Consider the following 16,805-nt stretch of genomic DNA (forward strand, 5'->3'; position numbering starts at 1 on the left):
TTTCCTTGTCATACATCATTACTTTATATGTTTTTTTAAAAATTTATAAGTAGGCTTGGAAAGGAGAAATAAGAATGCGGACTGAGAGCAGGAAACTAACACTCAAAAATTATCTTGGTTATGGAACAATGGATTTATTTGGAGGGGGAGCATTCGCTATAATAGGCGCATGGATGTTATATTTTTTCATTACATACTGTGGTCTTACCCCTGTTGAAGCAGGATCTATTATTGCAATTGCTCGTATTATTGATGCTTTAGCAAGCCCACTTATGGGCCATATCACTGACAATTTTGGTCGTACAAAACTTGGGAAAAAATTTGGAAGACGCAGATTCTTTTTGCTAGTTGGAAGCCCTTTGATGGTTATTTATTCCCTTCTTTGGATTTCAGATATGAATTACTGGTACTATTTAACGGTTTATATTTTGTTAGAATTCCTTGCAGCAATGGTATTAATTCCATTTGAAACACTTGGAGCTGAAATGACGAATGATTTTAATGCACGGACCAAGCTCTCAACAATAAGATTAATCTATTCAGGACTAGGAACATTTTTAGCTACCTTTATTCCAGGCAGATTATTCGAAATATTCGGAAAAGATTCGCCGCAAGTTTTTCTCTACAATGGGATTATCTTCACCTTTATTTTTATGGCTTCATTATTAATTACACATAGAACAACATGGGAACGTAAAATAGAAGAAGACATGATAGAACCTGATGGTGTAGAAAAAGTACCTGCTATAGAATCCATAAAAAAATTCATCATTGACTTAACATCTACTCTTAGGATTAGAAGTTTCCGTCAGCACCTCACGATGTATATTTGTTCGTTTACGGCCATGGATATTTTAAACGCTGTCTTTGTCTACTTTGTTGTGTTTTCTTTAAATAAAGATGCAGTGCTCGCAGCCGATTTATTATCTATTGGTTCATTACTTCAAATGTTATGTACAATATTGTTTGGTTGGCTCGTGATTAAAATAGGTCCTGCGCCATCTTTGAGAATATCTTATATTGCTATTATTACATGTATAAGTGGTTATATATTTTTATACTTCACACAACCAACTTATATGGTTATAGCGCTGTATGCTTTCTCTGTTATCTTAGGAATCGGAAAGAGTGGATTATATTATATACCATGGAATATTTACACTTTCATTCCTGATGTAGATGAAATGGTCACACGTAAAAGAAGAGAAGGAATATTTGCAGGTATTATGACTTTTACACGCAAGAGTACTACAGCTTTAGCCACATTCTTGGTAGGAGTTATTTTACAGGAAAGTGGATTCGTTGCAAGTGCGACGACACAGTCTACTACAGCAATAAATGGGATTGTAGGTATTCTGTTTTTCGGAACTGTAGGGCTAGTCGGTATTAGTTTAGTTATATCATTTAGATTTAAATTATCTAAGAAAACTCATTCCATTATGATTAATGAAATTAATAGGTTAAAGGATAATGGTTCAATGGAACAGGCTGATGATGAAACAAGAAGTGTTTTGAAAGCGCTAACAGGATGGGATTACGAGAACCTTTGGGGTAATAATAACGTAGGATATCAGAATAAGCGCCAAAATGTTGAACAACAAGATTTTAAACAGCAGGATATTAACTAACTTTTGTTGTTAAATGATTTTGTGATGATTTCACTTATACAAATGGATATAAAACATGGGCTGTAGCATATTGTAGATCTGAGAGACTCTACAAAATTATTTTCAAAAGAAGAAAATGTTATTATTGAGGATTTTAATGGCTGGATGAATAATGGAATGAATGAGACAAATTAAATTGGTCGTAAAGGTTCTCAGGAGGATCTTTACGACCAATTTAATTTAATAAGGAAGGGGAATCTGATACATGTCCGAAAGTATGTATTCTCATTTCTTAGTTTACATAATATATATTCTAGGAAGTTAAACTACAAACGAATTTCTCTTGTCTCAAAACTAAGTATACTTATCTTATTGAGACAGAAAAGAAAAAATTAATTAAATTGATTCATCTAAATGTTTTTATGATATTCGCACGATTTCACCGCCATAAACATTCACAGCGCTAGATGCCATGAGCATTGCAGTCAATCGTTCATTATTGCATTGCGCCAGTTGATTGTTCGATTGCGACTGTTTGCCAAATTCAATCACATTCTAATGTCAATACGTTCATCTAACAGTACAATTGCAAAAATGCTCATCAATCTCAATTTGTACCCAGCAATTTCACCTCTCAACAAAAGAAATTTCATTTGGCTAACATTTTTCATTACGTTCCTCCCTCCTGTTATTTACGAATCAGCAAGTCTCATTTATAATCGAGTAGATTTGTTCAATAACATATACATCTTTAAATGTGAGGGATTAGATGGAATTAAAGTGGTATAAAGCAATTATTGTGATCTTTACGATGTCTGGAATCTCCATTTCTACATGGTTTTCACGGACACCGGAAGTTAGAGATTTATTACAAGCAAACACAGGAACAATGGGACTTATTTTACTCGGTTTATCTGTTGGCTCAATTGTTGGACTTGTTCTTTCAAATGTATTCGTCCGAAAAAAAGGCGGCCGAGTGGCGATTGTGATCAGTGCTTTTTTGATGTTCTTTGGATTCACTACTCTTGCCATTGGTTCAACGCTCTCTTCTATCTTTGTCGTCACTTCTGGTCTTTTTCTTTTTGGAGCAGGCTCTGGCATGTGCAATGTGGCGATGAACTTAGAAGGAACAGAGATTGAGTACAGCATCAAGAAAACCATTCTGCCTATATTGCACGCTTCCTTTAGCATTGGGACTTTAATTGGAGCAGGTGCTGGTATTCTTTTTATTCATTTAGGGGTTTCTGTATTGATACACCTTCTCGCTATCGCCCTTCTATTCTTCCTCAGTATATTGATTTGTACACGGTTTATCCCGCATGGAACAGGAAAGGATCAGCATGAGAAGCAGACCGATACAGTTGAGTCTACTCAAATGGCATGGCTGAACAAACGAACGATATCTCTTGCGATGATCGCCTTATGTCTTGCGTTTGTCGAAGGCTCGGCCAATGATTGGATTCCACTTGCAATGGTGGATGGCTACCAAGTTTCACATTCCATGAGTACGGTCATCTATGCTTTGTTTTTGTGCGGCATGATTAGCGGCAGATTGATCAGTGGACGTTTGATCGATCGCTTTGGCAGAGTATTGTTACTAAGAGTTGCGATTTTATCAGCAGCTGCCGGCCTATTCTTAGTTATTTTGAAGATTTCACTTGTTGTATGTATGATATCGATCTTTTTATGGGGACTTGGCGCATCTTTAGGCTTCCCGCTGACCATTTCTGCAGCTGGCGATGATAGCCGGTACGCTGTCAAACGCGTCAGTATTGTGACCTTATCTGGTTACACCGCCTCCCTTTCCGGCCCTCCTATTTTAGGGCTGCTTGCCAATCAAGTAGGACTGCTTCATGCCTTTATCTTTGTTCTATTTGCCATATGTATTGCAGGAATCTTTACAAAATCTGTAGCAAAACCACATTCATTACAAACTCACTAAACGTGTCTGATCCTTGATCATGGCACTTTTTTTAAATTTAATAAATAAAATTGAAACCTTTCATGAAGTGAAACAGTCCTATAGATGTCCTGATGTTTATCGCTTTTTTAAAGAGGGAAAGTAAAAAAATAAGACTTTTCAAATAACTGAAAACGTGGTAAGATCATGAAAATAACCAGGAAGGGGTGAGAAAAATGAAAAAAAATATGCTATTAAAATTAGGTGTTTTATTCATAGCACTTGCAAGTTTTCATTTGTTCTCAATGCCTCATTCCGTTCAGGTATACCATCATGCAAAGGTGGTTGCCGATCAAGAATCACATGAAATGAAAATCGTTCAGACAATGGGCGATGAAAAGAAACAAAAACATGTGAGCGCAGTATTTGCCGCATTTACAGCACTGCTGATTATTGGCAGCATGACAGCTGGATTTGCACGCATCACTCATACTGATCGATTTGACCGGAAAAAGAAGCATTTACTTGCAGTGTTCTATCAATCTTCTTATTTCCGACAAGCTCGTGTTTAACCCAACCATCTAAATCAAAACAAAAATTGGGAGGTTTTACACGATGTTATTTTTCTTAAGAATTTTCATTCTAGGTCTATTCTCTGTCACTTCACTTTCTCTTTTCGTCTACCAAGGAATTGAAGTAGTGCACGCCATTACAAGCATGTTTGGCAACCACGAGAGCTAAATGACCCGTATATAAAAGAAACCCCCTGCCAGTGGGACTGACCCCCGATTTTGAGACAGGGATCAAAACACCTTTATGAAACAGCCAGTTGCCGAAACTCTTTTGGTGACTGGTTGTTTAATTTCAATTGAATTCGGATATTGTTATAATAATCAATATACTCTCTGACTGTTTTTTCTACAATGGCTGTTGTAGTCTTTGTCAGGTGGTGGAGATAGAATCCTTCTGATTTTAAACTGGAGTGGAAGGATTCGATGGGGGCATTATCAGCGGGCATTCCCTTACGGGACATGCTCATTGTAATGCCTTTTTCTTTTATCGCCTTTTGATAAGCATATGACGTGTAGACTGAACCTTGATCACTATGAAGTACGCAGCCTTTAGGCAGTGTCTGTAACTGGTTCAATGTTTCTAAAACAAGAGATACATCCTGTTTATCACCAATCGTATAAGCCACAATCTCACTAGTATATAAATCTTTTATGCTGGATAGATAAAGTGTTTTTTGCCCAAATGGCAGATACGTTATATCTGTCACCAGTTTTTCAAATGGCTTCGTGGCAGAAAAATCTTGTTTTAAGTGATTTTCTGCAATGTAATAGGGTTGACCGGTCTGTTTACGCTTTTTCATTTTCACACGACACTGTAAACCGTAGGTTTGCATAATACGTTGTACCGTCTTATGATTCATTTTCATTTCTTTCTGCAAGAGAGCTGTGATTTTACGATAACCGTACGTATATTGATATGATTCACAAAGTGATGAAATCAACTCGATTAGTTTCTGTTTTTTTGGCTGATGGTTTTGTTTTTTCCATCGATAAAATGAGGATCTTGCAAGCTCAAACATCTGACAAAATGCGCTTATACTTACTTGATTTTTTACGGTCTCGTAAATCGACACTAACGCTTCTTTTTTCACTTCCTTTCCCATTCTATATACTTTTTTAATATGTCAATTTGTTGTTTTAGAAAACGATTTTCTGTTTTTAACTTCTCGTGCTCATCTTGATATTCAGGTCCTTTCCCGTATGAATACTGCTTCCCAACTGGTTGATGAAACCGATGGTTTTCACCCTCACGATACCATTTCATCCACGTTTTTACTTGTGTCCTATTCTTAATTCCTAGCTTGTCCATGATTTCTTTTGTCGGGATCCCTGCTAATCTCATTTGAACGGCCTCTTCTTTTATGCTAATTGGATAACTAACTCTTTTTCCCATACAAAAACACCTCCAAATTGTTTTCAGGTATGCTATACCCGATTTTCAACTTAAAGGTGTTTTTATTTGTCTCGCTTTATGGGGTCAGTCCCAGTCGCAGGGGGTTTTCGTTTGCTTATTTATTGTCATCTGAGGCGGATTCAGGTGTCAGAAGGACATGAGTGACTTCTCCCTGCTCTTCCTCATCTACAATAAATGATCCATTGCTATAGCGGTCATTTGCTCTGAGAGTAGAGATATCAAGTGGAATCGTTGTCCCCTTTTCTGTATCTATCTCAAGTGTATCGTGCAGTGCTGCAGCAATTACAGCCACAATACGGTGCGGGTTTTTCTTTAATTCTCTTAGCATAAGAACTCCGCGTTTTGCTCTTGATGTTTTATCAAATTCAGAGAGGTTCATTCGCTTTACAGCCCCTCTTTGTGTCGTGAGCACAAGGACATCGTTCTTTGGATCAATGATCTGGCCAGAGACTACCTCGTCCCCTTCCTTCAAGTTGATTCCTTTGACGCCGGCCGCTCTCGGACCAACAACACTTACTTCTTCTTCATCAAACCACAAACCGTAACCATTTTTCGTTGCAATAAACAATTCCTGCTGTCCTGTTGTGACATGAACATCTACGAGTTCATCGTCACCTTTTAGGTTTAAGGCGACAAGCGGTTTCGAATAACGCTGCGCTTTATATTGAAGAAGCTCTGTTTTCTTCACCATTCCGCCTTTCGTAAAGAATAAAAGATATGACGTTTCATCAAATTCTTTTATTGGAATGGCTTTTTGGATTGATTCCTCACGATCAATCGAAATGATATTCGTAATATGCTGCCCCATGTCTTTCCAGCGTATATCTGGCAGCTGATGAACAGGACAATAAATGTAGCTTCCTTTATTCGTAAACAGCAGAAGAACATCTGTTGTATTCATTTCAAACTGATGAATCAAACGGTCAGTATCCTTCATACCAAAGTCCTTACCGTTAGAGGCAGCATAGGAGCGCTGGCTTGTCCGTTTGATGTAACCATCCTTCGTGACTGTGACGTAAACATCCTCTGATGCGATCATCACTTCAAGGTTAATCTTAATTTCTTCGATTTTTTCCTCAATGACGGATCTTCTCTCATCAGCATATGTCTTTTTGAGCTTTTTCAGGCTGTTTGTTATGACCTTCAGCAGCTTTTTCTCATTCGCTAAAATGTCTTCAAGCTCTGCTATGCGCACATCCAGCTCTCTTGCTTCGTCTCTTAATTGCGTAATATCTGTATTCGTTAAACGATATAACTGGAGTGAAACAATCGCTTCTGATTGTGCTTCTGTAAAGTCATATTTCACCATCAAGTTGTTCTTTGCATCTCGCTTATCATTAGAGGAGCGGATCGTGGCAATGACTTCATCTAAGATGGAAAGTGCCTTAATTAAGCCGTCGACAATATGGTGGCGTTCCTTCGCTTTTCGAAGCTCGTACGCTGAACGGTTCGTCACCACTTCTTTTTGATGGGCAATATATGCATCTAATATAGTTGTGAGTGTCATTAAGGTCGGTCTTCGATTATGTATCGCTACCATATTAAAGTTATATGGGATTTGCAGATCTGAGTTTTTATATAAGAAATTCAACACACCATTTGCATCTGCTTCTTTTTTCAGCTCTACTACGATTCGAAGCCCAGTACGGTCTGTCTCATCTCGGACCTCTGAAATGCCTTCTACTTTTCTTTCAATTCGGAACTCGTCCATCTTTTTGACAAGATTGGCTTTATTCACTTCGTAAGGAATTTCTGTGATCACGATTTGCTGGCGTCCGCCGCGGATGGTTTCAATCTCCGCTTTTCCGCGAATCATAATCTTCCCTTTTCCTGTTTCATACGCCTTCTTAATACCGTCGACACCTTGGATGATACCGCCTGTTGGGAAATCCGGCCCCTTAATGACCGTCATTAAATCCTCAACCGTACAATGCGGCTGTTCAATTCGTTTAATGACACCATCAATGACCTCTCCAAGATGATGCGGCGGGATATCAGTGGCATAACCTGCTGAAATCCCTGTTGATCCATTTACGAGAAGGTTTGGGAACATCGCTGGTAATACAACTGGCTCTTTGCTTGTATCATCAAAGTTTGCAACGAATTCAACTGTTTCCTTGTCTAAGTCCTTTAAAAGCTCTGAAGCAATGGCAGACAGCCTTGCTTCCGTATAACGCATGGCAGCAGGCGGATCTCCATCGATACTTCCGTTATTCCCGTGCATCTCAATCAGCACATTTCGTACTTTCCATTCCTGACTCATTCTCACCATCGCTTCATAAACAGATGAGTCTCCATGCGGATGATAGTTACCAATCACATTACCGACGGTTTTAGCGGCTTTACGGAAGTTTTTATCCTGCGTATTTCCTTCTGCGTACATCGCATATAAAATTCTTCGTTGTACAGGTTTTAGTCCATCACGTGCATCTGGAAGTGCACGGTCTTGGATAATATATTTACTATAGCGGCCAAACCGGTCGCCGATTACTTCTTCTAATGGTAAATCATGAAATCGTTCTTGTTGTGCCATGTTTAAACCTCCTCAGCTAGCGACAAGTTTTCATTTTCAAGAATGTTGCTTTCCTCATCAAGTCCAAAGGCGACATTCTTTTCAATCCATTTACGGCGTGGTTCTACTTTGTCCCCCATAAGAGTTGTGACGCGGCGTTCCACACGTGCAGCATCATCAATTTTGACCCTGACTAGTGTTCTCGATTCTGGATTCATTGTCGTTTCCCATAGCTGGTCGGCATTCATTTCACCTAACCCTTTGTAGCGCTGAATCGTGTATCCTTTTCCAACTTTCTTCAATACGTCATCCATTTCTTCATCAGACCATGCGTACTCAATGATTTCTTTTTTCCCTGAGCCTTTGCTGACTTTATATAAAGGCGGAAGTGCAATAAACACTTTGCCATGCTCAATCAGCGGCTTCATATAGCGGTAGAAGAATGTCAAGAGAAGCACTTGAATATGCGCTCCATCCGTATCCGCATCTGTCATGATCACGATTTTGTCATAATTGATGTCTTCTACATTAAAATCGACACCGACGCCTCCACCGATTGCATGAATGATGGTGTTGATTTCTTCGTTTTTGAAAATATCAGCAAGCTTTGCTTTTTCTGTATTGATGACCTTTCCGCGCAGCGGCAGCACCGCTTGGAATTTACGGTCACGCCCCTGTTTTGCTGACCCGCCCGCAGAGTCACCCTCAACTAGGTATAGTTCGTTTCTTGCTGGGTTTCTAGATTGAGCAGGTGTTAATTTGCCGCTCAGTGTTGCTTCAGACTTTTTCCGTTTCTTGCCGCTCCTCGCTTCTTCACGGGCTTTTCTAGCAGCTTCTCTTGCCTGCTGCGCTTTAATCGCTTTTTTCACAAGAAGAGTCGCTGTTTCCCGGTTTTCTTCAAGGAAATACGCAAGCTTTTCAGAAATAACAGCATCAACAGCTGAACGAGCCTCACTTGTCCCAAGCTTTCCTTTTGTCTGTCCTTCAAATTGAAGCAGCTCTTCAGGAATTCTGACAGAAATAATAGCAGACAGTCCCTCACGAATGTCAGTGCCTTCTAAATTTTTGTCTTTTTCTTTTAAAAGAACCACTTTACGTGCATATTCGTTAAAGGCTCTCGTCATGGCCGTTTTGGCACCAGACTCATGTGTTCCGCCATCTTTTGTTCTGACGTTATTAACGAAGGAAAGGATATTTTCCGAATAGCCATCATTAAATTGAAAAGCAAAATCTACTTCGATGGACTGATGCTCTCCTTCAAATGAGACGACTTCACTTAGAACATCTTTTTCTTCATTTAAATAAGCAACAAAGGCCTCAATACCTGTCTCATAATAAAACGTTTCTTGTACATCATGCCGTTCATCGATCAGCTCTATTTTTAACCCTTTTAATAAAAAGGCAGATTCTCTTAAACGCTCTGATAATGTATCGAAATTATAGGTCGTGACACTGAACATGGTAGGGTCCGGCTTAAAATGAATCAGTGTTCCCGTTTTTTTCGTTTTTCCGACTTTTTCAAGTGATGTGACAGGTTTACCGCCGTTTTCAAAGCGCTGTTGATAAATATACCCGTCACGTTCAATTGTGACAGTGAGCCATTCTGACAGCGCGTTCACAACAGATGCCCCAACTCCGTGAAGTCCACCACTTGTTTTATATCCGCCTTGACCAAATTTTCCGCCTGCATGAAGGACCGTTAAAATGATCTCAGGTGTCGGTTTTCCAAGCTTATGCATACCAGTAGGCATTCCTCGTCCTTTATCTTGGACAGAAATGCTGTTATCTTTATGTATTTTGACAATGATATGATCTCCATGGCCAGCGAGCACTTCATCGACAGAGTTGTCTACAATCTCATAGACAAGGTGATGAAGACCGCGTGAATCCGTAGATCCAATATACATCCCTGGACGCTTACGGACCGCTTCAAGTCCCTCTAGCACCTGAATAGAATCATCGTTATAATCTACTTGCTGCTTTTTAACCAAATGCTTAATCCCCTTTCACTAACAAACATAACCGGCTAATCATCAAATGATCTCTCTAGATTTTAATGATGATCATGCTGCTCATTACTTTCCACTTTAATAAGCTGCATCATCACCATGCATGTGTAATTCACCAATACATGCTCTTTTGCACAGCTATGAGAATCATTCTATATTCTGCAATCAGAACTAGAAGTCCATTATAAACAAGACTGTTTCATAAGCCAACTGCAATCATATGATGGTTTTAGCGAAACAGAACAAATGTTCTATATTTATCTTATCGCTCTTTTTCTCGATATGCAAGGCTGCCGATATGTCCCTGTCGCCTTATTTTATCGCTTTCTTCTAGAATCGCAAATATGTTTCTGCAACAAAAAAGCAAAAATCCTTGAAAAACCAAGGATTTTTGACGATTTAATGAGTTTTTGTCATCGCATGAGCCACCTTGATACATAAATCCATGATGGCGACCTTGCCATTTTCCTCAATCAGCCTTTTCGCTTCTTCGTGATATATGCCTTGCTGCGCCCAAAAAACAGGTGCGTCTATTTCGAGAAACTCTTCTGCCACCTCTGGCAAAAACTCTGAACGTCTAAAAACATTGACGATATCGACAGGCTCTTTTATGTCTTTTAAAGAAGAGACTGCTTTCACACCGAGAGCTTCATCGATCGTAGGGTTCACTGGAATGATCTCATACCCGGCATCCTGCATCGCTTTAGACACCATATAAGATGTCCGGTGCGGCTGATTTGATAATCCAACAACAGCAATTCGTTTACTGCTCTTTAATATACGGCCAATTTCTTCTTTCGTAGGATTGTTCATCAAGACACTCCTTTTCCTCTATTTTAGCGAATTTCTGCTTAAAAACAAAGCTGAATCCATCTGCTTTCGATTTTTTCAAAAAAAGTTCCCCATGTTTTTCACAAGATCATGTTAAAATGTAAGACAAGAGGGAGAATATAAAGGAGTTATGCAGATGTTAATTGCTTTGATGTTTATTTTGGCTTATCTTCTCGGCAGTATTCCATCCGGTCTCATTGTCGGGAAAGCTGCAAAGGGAATCGATATCCGTGAACATGGCAGCGGAAACCTAGGTGCGACGAATGCATTTCGTACACTTGGTGTAAAAGCAGGGTCTATTGTGATTACTGCTGATATCCTAAAAGGGACGCTTGCTTCAGCTTTACCGTTTTTCATGCAGCTGGACATCCATCCCTTATTAGCAGGAGTTGCTGCTGTTATCGGTCACAGCTTTCCTGTCTTTGCAAAATTTAAAGGGGGAAAAGCAGTCGCTACATCAGGCGGTGTGCTGCTATTTTATGCCCCATTCCTATTTATCACGATGATCGCTGCTTTTTTCTTATTTTTATACATTAGTAAATATGTTTCACTATCATCTATGCTGACCGGGATCTATACATTTATTTACAGCATATTCACCAAAGACCTATTCTTAATCATTGTTGTTGCCGTTCTTGCTGGCTTTGTGATCTACAGACACATCGCCAACCTCAAACGAATTCTCAACAAAACTGAACCGAAAATCAAATGGCTCTAGCCGTTTCATCCATTTAAATATGTGGTAAAAGTAAAGAAAAGCTGTTTTTGCATCCTGCATTTTAAAAAACAGCATGACTTCAAAAAGGGGCGATCACAATGAAATTAACGATAAAAGAAGATGCACTCAATTGGTACAAAGATGAATTAGATTTAGAAAAAGGTGATCAAGTTCGCTTTTTTGTGAGATATGGCGGGTGCAGTAATGTACAAAAAGGCTTTTCTCTCGGCGTCGCAAAAGATGAACCTCAAAATGCCGGCGCAACCGCTGAAATAGAAGGTATTACTTTCTTTATTGAGGAAAGTGATATTTGGTACTTTGACAACCATGATCTGCATATTGATTATAACGAGTCCGTGAAAGAACCAGAATTTCATTATGAATAAACAAAAAAGATACCTCATCCCTCGGGTATCTTTTTTGTTTTACACTTCAATATACAGTCCATACTCCAGAATGTTTCCTAAAGACCGTTCCTTTTGCAGAATTCTTTTTTGCGGTTCTCCGATCAAGTCAAAGTGAGGAAACCCTGCGCGGTCATGGATCCATTCTTTTTTTAATCCGTGTCTTTCTCCCCACTCAACTAACTGCTTCATATCCTGACAGGCAGCTTTTGTGACGGTATTGGCATTTGGAAAACGGTCATCAAGCCAATAGTGTGTTAAAAAAGCAACTTTCCCTTGCTGGACAGCTGTTTTCCAAGCGTTTAAATCGTTTCGTTTAATACCAAAAGCCATGGATTAAACCTGTTTCTTCGACTGTTCATATACTTTATGCCAGGCAGGAAAGGCTTTTCTAAATTGAATAGGTCTAAAGGTGTCTTTATCTACACAAATATGCGCGGTTGTCCCTGTAATCGCTGTTTGTCCATCAGGTTTTTGAATTTCATACCCATACACCGTTTTGACACCATTATATTCTTCAATCCATGTATGAACGGTTGCTGTTTCACCATACAGCAACGGTTTTTTATATTGAACCTGCAAGTCTATCACAGGCGCAAGAGCACCGTCTGCTTCTAGCTGCGCATAGGAAAAACCTAATTCTTTAATCAATGCTGTTCTGCCAACTTCCATCCAGACTAAATAATTGGCATGATACACGATGCCCATTTGATCTGTTTCTGCATAACGGACTTCTATTTCTTTTTTTGATATATACACGTTTTCATCGCTCTCCTATCAAAACCTAAGGTCTGTCTCTGCCATTTTACCACATTCCAAATGGTTCTTCTAAAAGAGGCAATAAAATAAACCAGGAATCCCTGGTTTATTCGGTATAGCCATTCTTTCTTGCCGCTTCTTCATCCTTAATTTCAGAACGCATCGCATCAATACTCATTTTGCGGTTATCGTTTTTTTGTTTGATCATTTGCTTTTCTGCATCTGTCGAAAGGGACATCGCTGCTTCAGATTCATCGATATTGTCAAGTGTGTTCTCGATCATATCTTGCAGCTTTTCAACATTATCAGAACGATCATCTGGATTGGATTGATATGACTTGTCATTCATCACGATTCCCTCCTTATTCGCCCTTTGTCTGGATCACATCAGGCTGTTCATTTGATTTATTATGCATCTTTTTACCTTTATTCCGTTTGTATGCTACAGGCTTCGTCCCTAAATGGTCTGGTGTAAACTGTGCTTGTTTATCATGCTCTCTACCCATCATTCATCCCTCCCTCTTCTTTAGGATGAACGAAAACGGATAATTCATAACTTATTTTTGTCTAAATCGCTCTTCCAACTTTTCTTCAAGCTGGTTTAAAAATTCCTCATTGCTTAATAATTCTTTTTTATTTTCAAGCACAAGCTCTTCAAATGTGCGTCGTTTTCTTCTTCTCATTCCACTCACCTCCAAATATGTATGATTACATTTTCGCCAAAACATTTAGAAAATAAGCAAAAGAGCTGAATCATTATAGATCCAGCTCTTTTTCAATTTCTTTTTTTGTCAGCATTTGATGCTTCACAGACATGATGCGTCCTTTTTCATCTAATATGTATGTCGTTGGGTATGAAAGCACCTGATATCTTGCTTGAATGCCTTTTTGGTCCAATAATACAGGAAAGCTCACCTTTAATTCTTTTGTGAATGCTGCCACATGATCCACACTCTTTTCAGTGGTCGTCAAATTCACCGCTAGTACTTCGACCCCGTCATTTTCGCTCCTAATCGCATCTAAATCCGGCATTTCCGTCCTGCACGGCTTACACCATGTCGCCCAGAAATTGACGAGCACCTTTTTCCCTCGGTAATCAGATAACGAGGCGGTTTTGCCGTCAAGGGTTTTCAGTTCAAAATCAGGGGCTTGATCGCCTTTTTCAAGACCGATTGCGGGCTCTTTTGGCCCAAATAAATTCCACGCAAGTAAACCAATCAACACAAGTAAAACAGCGCTTGCCATTCCTTTTTTCCACATGATTGATCCTCCACTATTTTAAAAAAGAAGAGAAAGCTGTTAGATCGCCTTCTCTTCTTTGCTGAATTAGTTGCTTGCCAATTTTTCGCGAAGTACCATTTGAAGGATACCGCCATGACGATAGTAGTCAATTTCGACTTCACTGTCAAAGCGAACCACTACTTCAAACGTTTTCTCGTTTCCATCTGTGTCAATTGCTTTCACAGTGACGAGATCACGCGGACGAACTGTTTCGTCAACATGAACTTCAAATGTTTCTGTTCCTGTTAGGCCATGAGTTTCTGCACTTTCTCCGTCTTTAAACTGCAAAGGAAGTACGCCCATGAAGACAAGGTTACTTCTGTGGATACGCTCAAAGCTTTCAGCTAGAACAAATTTAATTCCAAGAAGGTTTGTTCCTTTTGCAGCCCAGTCACGTGAAGAACCCATTCCGTAGTCTTTACCTGCTAAAATCGCAAGACCTGTTCCATCCTCTTTATAACGCATGCATGCATCATAAATCGATGTCACTTCACCAGTTGGCCAGTAGGTTGTATATCCGCCTTCTGTTCCTGGTGCAATTTGGTTCTTAATACGGATGTTTGCAAAAGTACCTCTCATCATAACATGGTGGTTACCACGGCGAGACCCATATGAGTTAAAGTCTCTAGGCGACACGCCTCTTTCTTGCAAGTATTTGCCCGCCGGTGTGTCCTTACCAATCGCTCCAGCAGGAGAAATATGGTCAGTTGTGACAGAGTCACCGAACTTCGCAACGACGCGCAAGCCTTTAAGCGGTTCAACTTTACCAGGTTCAACTGATAGGTTTTCAAAGAATGGCGGGTTATCAATGTATGTGGAATTTTCATCCCATTTGTACAATGCATCATCCGTCGTTTTAATTTCATTCCAGCGGTCATTGTTGTCAAAAACAGTTTCATACTCTGAACGGAATAGCTCAGGTGTAACAGTGCTTTTAACGACGCTGTTGATTTCATCCATTGATGGCCAAATGTCATTGAAATAAACGTTCTCGCCATTTTTATCGACACCGATAGGGTCTTTTGTTAAATCAATATTCACCGTACCAGCAAGTGCATAAGCCACAACTAATGGTGGAGATGCAAGGTAGTTCCCTTTCACAAGCGGATGGATACGACCTTCAAAGTTACGGTTACCTGATAAAACAGAAGTGATCAGCAGATCGTTTTCAGAGACAGCATCCTCAATTTCTTGTGCAAGCGGTCCTGAGTTTCCGATACATGTTGTACAGCCATAGCCAACAATGTTAAATCCGAGGTCTCTTAAATATGGAAGAAGTCCTGAATTCACAAGGTATCCTGTTACAACTTTAGAACCTGGCGCTAGTGACGTTTTCACGTAGTTTGGCACCTTCATACCGAGCTCACTTGCTTTCTTCGCAACAAGACCTGCTCCGATTAAAACGTATGGGTTCGATGTATTCGTACAGCTCGTAATCGCCGCAATCGCAATCGCACCTGTCTTCATCACAGCTTTTTCACCGTTTGAAAGATCAAATTCGATTTGTTTATCAAGCTCTGATTTATCTAAGCCAAACCCTTGGTTACCAGCTGGGCTTTCGATGTGTTTATGGAACGTCTCTTTCATTTGAGAAAGTGGAATCAAATCTTGTGGACGTTTTGGACCAGATAAGTTTGATTCAATTTGAGAAAGATCAATTTCCACAACATCTGTAAAAATTGGCTCTTCTGCATCTGGCGTATAGAATAAGCCATTTGCGCGAGAATATTCTTCAACGATATTAATTTGCTCTTCATCACGTCCAGTAAGGCGAAGGTAAGCAAGCGCTTCTTCATCTACTGGGAAGAATCCACAAGTAGCACCGTATTCTGGCGCCATGTTCGCAATTGTTGCGCGATCTGCTAACGGCAATTGTGCAACACCAGGTCCGAAGAACTCAACGAATTTGTTAACTACGCCTTTTTCACGAAGAACTTGTGTAACTTTTAGTGCAAGGTCAGTTGCAGTTGTTCCGTTTGGAAGCTCTCCAACTAATTTAGCACCAATAACTTCTGGTACTGGGAAATATGAAGGCTGACCGAGCATACCAGCTTCCGCTTCGATACCGCCAACGCCCCATCCAAGTACACCGATACCGTTAATCATCGTTGTATGAGAGTCAGTACCAACTAATGTATCTGGGTAAGTGATGATCTCGCCATCTTCTTCAATCGCATGAACAACACTTGCAAGATACTCTAAGTTCACTTGGTGAACAATTCCTGTTGCAGGCGGCACAGCTTGATAGTTATTAAACGCTTTCTTTGCCCAGCTAAGGAAGTTATAACGCTCTGCGTTACGTTCGAATTCTAAATCCATGTTAATGTTTAATGCATCTTCAGTTCCAGCTTTATCAACTTGTACTGAGTGGTCAATAACAAGGTCAACTGGAATTTCAGGGTTGATTTTATCCGGATCCCCGCCTACATCTGCCATTGCTTTTCTTAAAGAAGCAAGGTCAACGACGGCTGGTACACCCGTGAAGTCTTGTAAAATAACACGAGAAGGTTTAAATGGAACATCAATTTCTTTTACCTCGGCAGTTCCCCATTTTGCCAAGTTTTCAACGTGTTCCTTCTTGATCACTCTACCGTCTACTTGGCGAAGCACTGATTCTAAAAGTACCTTAATGGAATAAGGCAGCTTAGAAACATTTCCGATTCCTTGTTTCTCTAGTGCTTCTAACGAATAATAGTGATACGTTTTCCCATTTGTCGAAAACGTTTTTCTAGATTGAAAAGCGTCTTGTTTAGCGACTTGCTGCTGTTTCGACATGTCCAAAATCCCCCTTTTGATGA

Annotated in this window: 19 protein-coding genes; 6 read left to right on the top strand and 13 right to left on the bottom strand. The window is 39.8% G+C overall.

All coding sequences use genetic code 11. The features are described 5' to 3' along the window. The first annotated feature begins 74 nt into the window (after nucleotides 1–74). The gene (locus tag JVX94_RS05200; protein WP_095408624.1) at nucleotides 75–1,628 is read left to right on the top strand and encodes an MFS transporter; all 1,554 of its coding nucleotides are present in this window, start codon (nucleotides 75–77) and stop codon (nucleotides 1,626–1,628) included. 527 nt (nucleotides 1,629–2,155) lie between these two features. Here the strand turns inward: JVX94_RS05200 and JVX94_RS19675 are convergent. After that, entirely contained in the window at nucleotides 2,156–2,278 is a 123-nt protein-coding gene (locus JVX94_RS19675) for a hypothetical protein (protein WP_275891460.1), read from the bottom strand. A gap of 98 nt (nucleotides 2,279–2,376) precedes the next feature. Between JVX94_RS19675 and JVX94_RS05205 the strand changes: the two genes are divergently transcribed. The 3 genes from JVX94_RS05205 (at nucleotide 2,377) to JVX94_RS19680 (ending at nucleotide 4,248) form a co-directional block, all read left to right on the top strand. After that, entirely contained in the window at nucleotides 2,377–3,549 is a 1,173-nt protein-coding gene (locus JVX94_RS05205) for an MFS transporter (protein WP_095408623.1), read from the top strand. Nucleotides 3,550–3,743: 194 nt separating this feature from the next. Continuing rightward, the gene (locus JVX94_RS05210) at nucleotides 3,744–4,079 is read left to right on the top strand and encodes a hypothetical protein (protein ID WP_142944916.1); all 336 of its coding nucleotides are present in this window, start codon (nucleotides 3,744–3,746) and stop codon (nucleotides 4,077–4,079) included. Between the two features lie 43 nt (nucleotides 4,080–4,122). Further along, nucleotides 4,123–4,248: a hypothetical protein gene (locus tag JVX94_RS19680; protein WP_254966705.1), complete on the top strand. Its 126-nt coding sequence runs from the start codon at nucleotides 4,123–4,125 to the stop codon at nucleotides 4,246–4,248. A gap of 73 nt (nucleotides 4,249–4,321) precedes the next feature. On the opposite strand, the gene JVX94_RS05215 is transcribed toward JVX94_RS19680, so the two are convergent. The 5 genes from JVX94_RS05215 to JVX94_RS19685 form a co-directional block, all read right to left on the bottom strand. After that, a protein-coding gene (locus JVX94_RS05215; protein WP_205183496.1) for an IS3 family transposase occupies nucleotides 4,322–5,472 on the bottom strand; the annotation gives its coding sequence in 2 pieces (ribosomal slippage) (nucleotides 4,322–5,199 and nucleotides 5,199–5,472; 1,152 coding nt in all). Nucleotides 5,473–5,587: 115 nt separating this feature from the next. Further along, nucleotides 5,588–8,026, bottom strand: coding sequence for a DNA topoisomerase IV subunit A (gene parC / locus JVX94_RS05220; RefSeq protein ID WP_095408621.1), 2,439 nt, complete (start codon nucleotides 8,024–8,026; stop codon nucleotides 5,588–5,590). A 2-nt stretch (nucleotides 8,027–8,028) separates the two neighbouring features. Then, entirely contained in the window at nucleotides 8,029–9,996 is a 1,968-nt protein-coding gene (gene parE, locus JVX94_RS05225; RefSeq protein WP_095408620.1) for a DNA topoisomerase IV subunit B, read from the bottom strand. A gap of 417 nt (nucleotides 9,997–10,413) precedes the next feature. Continuing rightward, entirely contained in the window at nucleotides 10,414–10,827 is a 414-nt protein-coding gene (locus JVX94_RS05230) for a CoA-binding protein (protein ID WP_095408619.1), read from the bottom strand. Beyond that, the gene (locus JVX94_RS19685) at nucleotides 10,778–10,906 is read right to left on the bottom strand and encodes a hypothetical protein (protein ID WP_257995200.1); all 129 of its coding nucleotides are present in this window, start codon (nucleotides 10,904–10,906) and stop codon (nucleotides 10,778–10,780) included. Before JVX94_RS19685 ends, JVX94_RS05230 begins: the two co-directional genes overlap by 50 nt. Nucleotides 10,907–10,981: 75 nt before the next feature. Here JVX94_RS19685 and plsY point away from each other — a divergent pair, with 75 nt between their 5' ends. Both plsY and JVX94_RS05240 read left to right on the top strand, forming a co-directional pair. Then, on the top strand, nucleotides 10,982–11,563 hold the full coding sequence (plsY, locus tag JVX94_RS05235; protein ID WP_024425146.1) for a glycerol-3-phosphate 1-O-acyltransferase PlsY: 582 nt from the start codon (nucleotides 10,982–10,984) through the stop codon (nucleotides 11,561–11,563). Nucleotides 11,564–11,661: 98 nt separating this feature from the next. Next, nucleotides 11,662–11,949: a HesB/YadR/YfhF family protein gene (locus JVX94_RS05240; RefSeq protein WP_024425145.1), complete on the top strand. Its 288-nt coding sequence runs from the start codon at nucleotides 11,662–11,664 to the stop codon at nucleotides 11,947–11,949. Between the two features lie 39 nt (nucleotides 11,950–11,988). On the opposite strand, the gene JVX94_RS05245 is transcribed toward JVX94_RS05240, so the two are convergent. The 7 genes from JVX94_RS05245 to acnA form a co-directional block, all read right to left on the bottom strand. Beyond that, entirely contained in the window at nucleotides 11,989–12,300 is a 312-nt protein-coding gene (locus JVX94_RS05245; protein WP_205184782.1) for a hypothetical protein, read from the bottom strand. A 3-nt stretch (nucleotides 12,301–12,303) separates the two neighbouring features. Next, a complete protein-coding gene (locus JVX94_RS05250) occupies nucleotides 12,304–12,726 on the bottom strand; it encodes an acyl-CoA thioesterase (protein WP_095408617.1) in 423 nt (140 codons plus the stop codon). A 106-nt stretch (nucleotides 12,727–12,832) separates the two neighbouring features. Then, entirely contained in the window at nucleotides 12,833–13,075 is a 243-nt protein-coding gene (gene tlp / locus JVX94_RS05255) for a small acid-soluble spore protein Tlp (RefSeq protein WP_111291032.1), read from the bottom strand. Nucleotides 13,076–13,088: 13 nt separating this feature from the next. Further along, on the bottom strand, nucleotides 13,089–13,232 hold the full coding sequence (locus tag JVX94_RS05260) for an acid-soluble spore protein N (RefSeq protein ID WP_008357830.1): 144 nt from the start codon (nucleotides 13,230–13,232) through the stop codon (nucleotides 13,089–13,091). A 51-nt stretch (nucleotides 13,233–13,283) separates the two neighbouring features. Next, nucleotides 13,284–13,409, bottom strand: coding sequence for an FbpB family small basic protein (locus JVX94_RS05265; RefSeq protein WP_003211002.1), 126 nt, complete (start codon nucleotides 13,407–13,409; stop codon nucleotides 13,284–13,286). A 73-nt stretch (nucleotides 13,410–13,482) separates the two neighbouring features. Continuing rightward, nucleotides 13,483–13,986 carry a TlpA family protein disulfide reductase gene (locus tag JVX94_RS05270; protein ID WP_095408615.1) on the bottom strand — a complete coding sequence of 168 codons (504 nt, stop codon included), beginning with the start codon at nucleotides 13,984–13,986 and terminating at the stop codon, nucleotides 13,483–13,485. 66 nt (nucleotides 13,987–14,052) lie between these two features. Then, complete coding sequence (gene acnA / locus JVX94_RS05275) at nucleotides 14,053–16,782, bottom strand: aconitate hydratase AcnA (RefSeq protein WP_095408614.1); 2,730 nt, start codon at nucleotides 16,780–16,782, stop codon at nucleotides 14,053–14,055. Nucleotides 16,783–16,805 lie beyond the last annotated feature (23 nt).

This window comes from Bacillus sp. PDNC022 (assembly GCF_016919285.1).
In the GTDB taxonomy this organism is placed as follows: domain Bacteria; phylum Bacillota; class Bacilli; order Bacillales; family Bacillaceae; genus Bacillus; species Bacillus safensis.